Source organism: Methylolobus aquaticus, from assembly GCF_054172105.1.
Genome location: NZ_JBSYXP010000006.1, coordinates 341,371 through 348,575 on the forward strand (window position 1 = coordinate 341,371; position 7,205 = coordinate 348,575).

At 59.1% G+C, this 7,205-nt stretch carries 17 protein-coding genes; all 17 read right to left on the reverse strand.

Going from position 1 to position 7,205, the window contains the following annotated elements; all coding sequences use genetic code 11:
• Window positions 1-10: 10 nt before the first annotated feature.
• Window positions 11-406 carry a 30S ribosomal protein S8 gene (rpsH, locus tag ACW73L_RS10760; protein WP_498921898.1) on the reverse strand — a complete coding sequence of 132 codons (396 nt, stop codon included), beginning with the start codon at window positions 404-406 and terminating at the stop codon, window positions 11-13.
• A 44-nt stretch (window positions 407-450) separates the two neighbouring features.
• Window positions 451-756, reverse strand: coding sequence for a 30S ribosomal protein S14 (gene rpsN / locus ACW73L_RS10765; protein WP_139556310.1), 306 nt, complete (start codon window positions 754-756; stop codon window positions 451-453).
• Window positions 757-767: 11 nt separating this feature from the next.
• On the reverse strand, window positions 768-1,307 hold the full coding sequence (gene rplE, locus ACW73L_RS10770) for a 50S ribosomal protein L5 (RefSeq protein WP_139556309.1): 540 nt from the start codon (window positions 1,305-1,307) through the stop codon (window positions 768-770).
• Between the two features lie 16 nt (window positions 1,308-1,323).
• Window positions 1,324-1,641, reverse strand: coding sequence for a 50S ribosomal protein L24 (gene rplX, locus ACW73L_RS10775; protein ID WP_498921899.1), 318 nt, complete (start codon window positions 1,639-1,641; stop codon window positions 1,324-1,326).
• A 15-nt stretch (window positions 1,642-1,656) separates the two neighbouring features.
• The gene (rplN, locus tag ACW73L_RS10780) at window positions 1,657-2,025 is read right to left on the reverse strand and encodes a 50S ribosomal protein L14 (protein ID WP_139556307.1); all 369 of its coding nucleotides are present in this window, start codon (window positions 2,023-2,025) and stop codon (window positions 1,657-1,659) included.
• Between the two features lie 37 nt (window positions 2,026-2,062).
• Entirely contained in the window at window positions 2,063-2,323 is a 261-nt protein-coding gene (gene rpsQ / locus ACW73L_RS10785) for a 30S ribosomal protein S17 (RefSeq protein WP_498921900.1), read from the reverse strand.
• On the reverse strand, window positions 2,320-2,514 hold the full coding sequence (gene rpmC, locus ACW73L_RS10790; protein ID WP_139556305.1) for a 50S ribosomal protein L29: 195 nt from the start codon (window positions 2,512-2,514) through the stop codon (window positions 2,320-2,322). Before rpmC ends, rpsQ begins: the two co-directional genes overlap by 4 nt.
• Window positions 2,514-2,927 (reverse strand): 50S ribosomal protein L16, encoded by a 414-nt coding sequence (rplP, locus tag ACW73L_RS10795; protein ID WP_139556304.1) that lies wholly within the window; start codon window positions 2,925-2,927, stop codon window positions 2,514-2,516. The genes rpmC and rplP overlap by 1 nt, the downstream gene beginning before the upstream one ends.
• 18 nt (window positions 2,928-2,945) lie before the next feature.
• Window positions 2,946-3,608 (reverse strand): 30S ribosomal protein S3, encoded by a 663-nt coding sequence (gene rpsC, locus ACW73L_RS10800; RefSeq protein ID WP_139556303.1) that lies wholly within the window; start codon window positions 3,606-3,608, stop codon window positions 2,946-2,948.
• 11 nt (window positions 3,609-3,619) lie between these two features.
• The gene (gene rplV, locus ACW73L_RS10805; protein ID WP_139556302.1) at window positions 3,620-3,952 is read right to left on the reverse strand and encodes a 50S ribosomal protein L22; all 333 of its coding nucleotides are present in this window, start codon (window positions 3,950-3,952) and stop codon (window positions 3,620-3,622) included.
• Window positions 3,953-3,970: 18 nt separating this feature from the next.
• The gene (gene rpsS, locus ACW73L_RS10810) at window positions 3,971-4,243 is read right to left on the reverse strand and encodes a 30S ribosomal protein S19 (RefSeq protein WP_139556301.1); all 273 of its coding nucleotides are present in this window, start codon (window positions 4,241-4,243) and stop codon (window positions 3,971-3,973) included.
• Window positions 4,244-4,262: 19 nt separating this feature from the next.
• Window positions 4,263-5,090 (reverse strand): 50S ribosomal protein L2, encoded by an 828-nt coding sequence (gene rplB / locus ACW73L_RS10815; RefSeq protein WP_139556300.1) that lies wholly within the window; start codon window positions 5,088-5,090, stop codon window positions 4,263-4,265.
• A 51-nt stretch (window positions 5,091-5,141) separates the two neighbouring features.
• Window positions 5,142-5,435: a 50S ribosomal protein L23 gene (gene rplW, locus ACW73L_RS10820; protein ID WP_498921901.1), complete on the reverse strand. Its 294-nt coding sequence runs from the start codon at window positions 5,433-5,435 to the stop codon at window positions 5,142-5,144.
• Window positions 5,432-6,049 carry a 50S ribosomal protein L4 gene (gene rplD, locus ACW73L_RS10825; RefSeq protein ID WP_498921902.1) on the reverse strand — a complete coding sequence of 206 codons (618 nt, stop codon included), beginning with the start codon at window positions 6,047-6,049 and terminating at the stop codon, window positions 5,432-5,434. The genes rplW and rplD overlap by 4 nt, the downstream gene beginning before the upstream one ends.
• Window positions 6,050-6,056: 7 nt before the next feature.
• Window positions 6,057-6,698, reverse strand: coding sequence for a 50S ribosomal protein L3 (gene rplC / locus ACW73L_RS10830; RefSeq protein ID WP_498921903.1), 642 nt, complete (start codon window positions 6,696-6,698; stop codon window positions 6,057-6,059).
• Window positions 6,699-6,714: 16 nt separating this feature from the next.
• On the reverse strand, window positions 6,715-7,026 hold the full coding sequence (rpsJ, locus tag ACW73L_RS10835) for a 30S ribosomal protein S10 (RefSeq protein WP_139556296.1): 312 nt from the start codon (window positions 7,024-7,026) through the stop codon (window positions 6,715-6,717).
• 8 nt (window positions 7,027-7,034) lie between these two features.
• Window positions 7,035-7,205, reverse strand: a 171-nt coding sequence (locus ACW73L_RS10840) for an EF-Tu C-terminal domain-related protein (RefSeq protein ID WP_498921912.1), incomplete at its 5' end; no start/stop codon positions are given.

Consider the following 7,205-nt stretch of genomic DNA (forward strand, 5'->3'; position numbering starts at 1 on the left):
ACCACCGCTCTTAGCTGACCACGCACAGGACTTCGCCGCCCTGCCCGATTGCGCGCGCTTCCCGGTCCGACATGACACCGCGGGACGTCGACACGATCGCCACGCCAAGCCCGCCCATCACTTTCGGAATCTCCCCGTTGCCACGGTAGATTCGGCGACCTGGCGTACTGACACGTCGCACGCTTTCAATCACGGGGGCACCGTTGAAATACTTCAGCTTTATCGTCAGCGTGGGCTTCCCGTCAGTGTCATCGACGCGCAAACCGCCAATGTAGCCTTCTGACTCCAACACACGCGCTACCGAAACCTTGAGCTTCGAAGAGGGCATCGCCACCTCGGTCTTGCCGGCCGCCTGCGCGTTGGCTATGCGATTCAACATATCCGCCAGGGGATCTGTCATGCTCATATCTGTCTCCGGGCTCTGTTAGCCAAACTTGTCATCGCCACTGTTTACCAACTCGCCTTGACGACGCCTGGCACATCACCGCGCATCACAGATTCGCGGAGCTTATTGCGCCCGAGCCCGAACTTCCGATAGTAACCGTGCGGACGCCCCGTCAGGCTGCAGCGGTTGTGCATACGGCTGGGTGAGGCATCCCGGGGCAAACGCTGCAACTGGCTCAACGCAACTTCGCGTGCTTCATCCGACGTCTGCGGACTCTGGATGATCGCCTTAAGATCCTTCCGCTTCTGGGCGTACTTGGCGACGCATTTCTGTCGCTTCACTTCCCGCGCAATCATTGACTTTTTGGCCACTGCGTTACCCCTTAGGTACGAAACGGAAAGCGGAACAGCTCCAGAAGAGCCCGTGCTTCCGCGTCGGTCTTCGCCGACGACGTGATGGTGATATCCAAACCGCGCAAGGTATCGATCTTGTCGTAGTCGATCTCCGGGAAGATGATCTGTTCGCGCACGCCCATCGAGTAGTTCCCGCGACCATCAAACGACTTAGGGCTCAACCCGCGAAAATCGCGAATACGGGGAATTGTCACGCTGATCAGACGGTCGAGAAATTCATACATGCGCTCGCGGCGCAGCGTGACCTTGCAGCCCACCGGCATGCCCTCGCGGATCTTGAAACCCGCGATCGACTTCCGAGCATAGGTGACGATAGGACGCTGTCCCGAGATCTTCTGCAGGTCTTCCACGGCGTTCTGCAGGATCTTCTTGTCCGCGACCGCTTCGCCCACGCCCATGTTCAGCGTGATTTTCTCAAGCCGGGGCACCTGCATCACGGACTGATACTGGAAGCGCTTGTGCAGCTCCGGGACGATCGTCTGTCTGTAATAGTCTTGTAGCCTTGCCATTGCTCGGATATCCGATCTAGAGATCGACAACCTCATTGGTCGCCTTGAAGTAACGCACCTTTCGCCCGTCCGCAAGCAGGCGAAAGCCCACCTTTTCGGGCTTGTTGGTGGCCGGATTGAACAACGCGATGTTCGACACCTGGATGGGCAGAGGCTTCTCGACGATTCCACCGTTGATACCCCGGCTCGGAATCGGCCGCTGGTGCTTTTTGACGAGGTTCACACCCTCGACGAGCACTCGACCATCGCTCTCGACTCCCAACACTACGCCACGCTTACCTTTATCGCGGCCGGCGATGACCACGACCTGATCACCCTTTCTAATCTTTTGCATTTCTTTGCCCTCTCCTCACAAAACCTCAGGGGCCAGGGAGATGATCTTCATGAACTTTTCCGAACGCAGTTCACGCGTCACGGGGCCGAAGATACGCGTGCCTATCGGTTGATGCTGGTTGTTCAGTAGCACCGCCGAGTTGTTGTCGAAGCGGATCAGCGAGCCGTCGCTGCGCCGGACACCCTTCCGTGTCCGAACCACTACGGCGTTATAGACCTCGCCCTTCTTGACACGACCACGCGGGATGGCGTCGCGAACGCTCACCTTGATAATGTCGCCGATGTTTGCATAACGCCGATGCGAGCCGCCCAGCACCTTGATGCACATTACTTCCTTCGCCCCGCTGTTGTCGGCAACGTTGAGGCAGGTCTGCATTTGAATCATGTTAGTAGTCCGCTTCCGAAGAGAGTTTGCGTTCCGATCAAGAAGCTTTCGCCAACACGCGTTCGACGACCCACGACTTCCCCTTCGAAATCGGCCGCGTCGACTGTACCTGAACGGTGTCGCCTTCCCGGCACTCGCCGGCGCCGTCGTGTGCAAGTACCTTGCTGCTGCGGCGGATGAACTTGCCGTAGAGCGGGTGAGCGACGACGCGCTCCACCTTGACCACAACCGTCTTCTCCATCTTGCTACTGACGACCTTGCCCACCAGCACGCGGGCGGTCTTGCCTACTTCGCTCATGCCTTGACTCCCATTTCACCCAACACCATATTGATGCGGGCAATATCCTTCCGCAGCTTCTGCAACTGGTCGGGCTTAGACAACTGGCCCGTAGCCTTTTGCATCCGCAGGTTGAACTGCTCTTTGTGGAGGTCCAGGAGTTGCGTCTTGAGTTCTTCGGCGGACTTCGCCCTAATCTCATTCACTTTCATCACAGCACCGTTCGGACCGCAAACGTCGTCTTCAGAGGCAACTTGGCCGCCGCCAGACGGAATGCCTCGCGCGCCAATTCCTCGCTGACACCCTCGAGTTCGTAAAGCATGGTGCCCGGCTGAATCTCCGCCACCCAGTACTCGACACTGCCCTTGCCGCTACCCATTCTGACCTCGAGAGGCTTTTTGGAGATCGGCTTGTCCGGAAAAACCCGGATCCACATCTTGCCACCGCGCCGAACATGGCGCGTAATCGAGCGACGGGCAGCCTCGATCTGACGCGCCGTCAATCGCCCACGATCCAGAGACTTCAATCCGTACTCGCCGAAACTGACTTTGCTTCCAGTCGTCGCGAGCCCAGTATTACGCCCCTTGTGCTGCTTTCGGTATTTCGTTCTCTTAGGTTGCAACATGACCGGTGCCCAGTTTCATTATTCTGCAGGAGCCGCCTTCTGCTCCGGCGCGGTGTTGAAGATCTCGCCTTTGAAGATCCACACCTTCACGCCGATGACGCCGTAGGTCGTGCGGGCTTCGGCGAAGCCGTAGTCGATGTCGGCGCGGAACGTGTGCAGCGGCACGCGGCCCTCGCGGTACCACTCGCTGCGCGCGATTTCGGCACCGTTAAGACGACCGGCGACGTTGATTTTCACGCCCTCTGCGCCCAGGCGCAGCGTGTTCGTCACGGCACGCTTCATCGCGCGCCGAAACATGATTCGCTTCTCGAGCTGCTGTGCAACGCCTTCGGCAACGAGCTGCGCATCCAGTTCCGGCTTGCGGATTTCCTCGACGCTGATTTGCACCGGAGCACCCAGCATGGCACTCACTTGCCGACGTAAGGAGTCGATATCCTCGCCTTTCTTACCGATCACGATACCCGGCCGCGCCGTGTGGATCGTGATCTGCGCGTTATTTGCGGGTCGGTTGATCTGAATCCGACTGACCGAAGCATGCGCCAATTTCCGTTTCAGGAATTCGCGTACGCGAAGATCCTGACTCAAAAACTGCGAGTAGTTCTTCGAGTTGGCATACCAACGCGAGGTCCAGTCCTTGATATACCCGAGGCGGATTCCTGTCGGATGAACTTTCTGTCCCATGAATGCGCCCTCTAACCCTCTGCAACCTTGATCGTGATGTGGCTCGTGCGCTTCAGAATCTGGTTTGCACGACCTTTCGCTCGCGGCATGAATCGCTTCAGTACCGGACCCTCGTCGACGTAGATGGCCGATACACGCAACTCGTCGACATCGGCGCCCTCATTGTGCTCGGCATTCGCGATAGCGGATTCCAACACCTTGCGAAGAATCTTGGCTGCTTTCTTCTGGTGAAAGGTCAGGAGCTCAATGGCCTTGCCCACGGGCAGGCCCCGAACCTGGTCTGCCACCAGTCGGCATTTCTGCGGAGAGATCCGCACCTGTTTCAGTTTCGCTAGCGCTTCCATCGACGTCATCCGCTCTCGCTATTTCGATTTCTTGTCGGCCTGATGGCCGCGGTAGGTTCGCGTAGGCGCGAACTCGCCGAGCTTGTGGCCAACCATGTTGTCGGTAACCATGACCGGGACATGCTGCTTGCCGTTATGCACGGCAAGCGTCAGACCAATCATCTCCGGCAGAACCATCGAACGCCGCGACCAGGTCTTGATCGGCTTCTTGCTACCGGCCTTCAACACCTCTTCGACCTTGCGAATCAGATGGTGGTCGACAAACGGACCCTTTTTGATGGAGCGTGGCACTGGCTACTACCTCTTTACCTTATTTGTGCTTCCTCGACCGCACGATCATGCGGTCGGTACGCTTGCTGTTCCGCGTCTTATACCCCTTCGTCGGGATGCCCCACGGCGTCACCGGATGGCGGCCGCCGCTCGTTCGCCCTTCACCACCACCATGCGGGTGATCGACCGGGTTCATAGCCACACCGCGGACCGTCGGACGAACACCACGCCAACGCGACGCACCGGCCTTGCCGAGCGAAGCGAGGCTATGTTCGGAGTTCGAAACTTCACCGATGACGGCCCGGCACTCCGCGAGCACCTTACGCATCTCGCTGGAGCGCATGCGCAGCGTGGCATAGGCGCCCTCTTTCGCGACCAGCTGTACCGAGGCGCCCGCGCTCCGCGCGAACTGAGCGCCTTTACCGGGCTTGCTCTCAACGCAATGAATCATTGTGCCGACCGGAATATTGCGAATCGGTAGGCAATTCCCGACGCGAATCGGCGCCTGATCGGACGAGATGATCTCGTGGCCCGCTGAAACACCCTTGGGCGCGATTACATAGCGACGCTCACCGTCCTTGTAGAGGACCAGCGCGATGTGCGCGGTACGATTCGGATCGTATTCGAGCCGCTCGACTTTCCCCGGAATGTCCAGTTTGTCACGCTTGAAATCGATCACGCGGTAGTGCTGCTTGTGACCACCACCCTGGTGGCGCGCGGTAATACGGCCCTGGTTGTTGCGACCCGATTTTTTACACTGGCGCTCCAAGAGGCTCGCGTGGGGAGCCCCCTTATGCAATTCGGGGCTTCTTACCCGCACGAGGAATCGCGTGCCGGCCGATGTGGGTTTTGACTTGATCAGGGCCATGATTAACTACACTCTTTTCCTAACTTTCGTAGCGACTCGGGGGACTCCCGATCAAGCGACCGACAATTCGATATCGTGTCCGGGCTTGAGCTTTACGTACGCCTTTTTCCAGTCCGGCCGAACACCAAAGCTGCGTCCGGAGCGCTTGGTCTTTCCCTTGACGGTGAGCACGTGCACCGAGTCGACCTCGACACCGAACATCAGTTCTACCGCTTTTTTCACTTGACCCTTGGTCGCCGTCTTCACCACGCGAAACACGAACCGCTTCTCGCGGTCCGCAGAGGCCGTGCTCTTCTCGGAAATGATCGGCGCCTGAAGCACCCGAATGATATCGATCTGGTTCATTCCAACCCCGCCTCGATGCGTTTCGCCGCACCCTCGGTGATGATCACACGCTCACTGTTCACGAGCGCAACCGGGCTCAACGCATCGCTGGTGGTGACCTCGAGATGAGGAACGTTGCGGGCCGCAAGATAGAGATTGCGATCGAACGCCTCGGTGATGATCAAGGTCGACCGCGCCGCTGTATCACCAAGCGCCGCCAACAACAATCGGGTCTTGGCTTCCGCAGGCAGAATCTCACCGTGCGCTTCCAATCGCCCCTGACGCAGCAACTCGGAAAAGATGGAACGCATCGCCGCTCTGAACATCTTTTTGTTGAGCTTCTGCTCGTAGCTGCGCGGACTTGCGGCGAAGGTCACGCCACCTGTGCGCCACAGCGGGCTACGCGTGGTACCGGCGCGTGCGCGCCCGGAGCCCTTCTGCTTCCACGGCTTCTTGCCTCCGCCGGACACTTCCGCACGTGTCTTCTGGGCCTTGGTGCCGGAGCGTCCGCCCGCCATGTACCAGACGACGGTCTGGTGCACCAGGGCTTCATTGAACTCCTGACCGAAGATGTCCGCCGACACACTGACGGCACTGGAACGACTGCCGGCGGCAGCGGGAATTTCGAGACTCATCGCAAGCTCATCCTTTCTTTACGGCCGGGCGCACGTAGACGTGGCTGCCCTTGGCACCGGGAATGGCACCCTGGATCAACAACAACGACCGCTCGGCGTCCACCGAACAAATCTTCAGATTCTGCACGGTCACAGTTTCGGCACCCATATGGCCCGCCATGCGTTTGCCTTTGAACACGCGCCCGGGGCTTTGATTCTGGCCGATGGAACCCGGCGCACGATGCGACCGCGAGTTGCCATGCGTGGCATCCTGAGTGCGAAAGTTGTGGCGCTTCACGACACCTGCGAACCCCTTGCCGATGCTCTGGCCGCGGACATCCACGTACGCCCCGGCCTCGAAGGTGTCCACCCCCAACTGCGCACCGATGGAGAACTTGCCGAGATCGTCGTCCGACACGCGAATCTCGAACAGGCCCACACCCGCGTCCACGCCAGCCTTGGCATAGTGCCCGGCCACGGCCTTCGTCAACCGGGAGCGCTTCTGCGAACCCGTGGTGACCTGTATGGCCGAGTAGCCATCGACATCCGGCGTCTTGATCTGAACAACACGGTTCGGATCGACATGCACCACCGACAGAGACACGGCGGAACCGTCCTCCAGGTACATCCGAGTCATACCGCACTTCTTTCCGATTAGTCCGATACCCATTTTCGCCTGACTCCCGTTAGTTCAGCCGGATCTGGACATCGACACCGGCCGCGAGGTCCAGCTTCATCAGCGCATCGACGGTTTTGTCGGTCGGCTCGATGATATCCATCAGCCGCTTGTGGGTCCGGAGCTCGTACTGGTCGCGCGCGTCCTTGTTGACGTGCGGCGAAACCAAGACCGTAAAGCGCTCCATTTTCGTCGGCAGCGGAATCGGGCCGAGCACCTGAGCCCCGGTCCGCTTCGCGGTTTCGACAATCTCACTCGCGGACTGGTCGATCAAGCGATGATCGAACGCCTTGAGACGAATCCGAATTCTTTGCTTAGCCATCAGACTGACTACTCGATAACTTTCGAAACGACGCCGGCACCGACGGTACGGCCACCTTCGCGTACCGCGAAGCGCAAGCCCTCTTCCATCGCAATCGGCGCAATCAACTTGATCTGCACCTTGATGTTGTCGCCCGGCATCACCATCTCGACACCCTCCGGCAACTCCACCGAACCCGT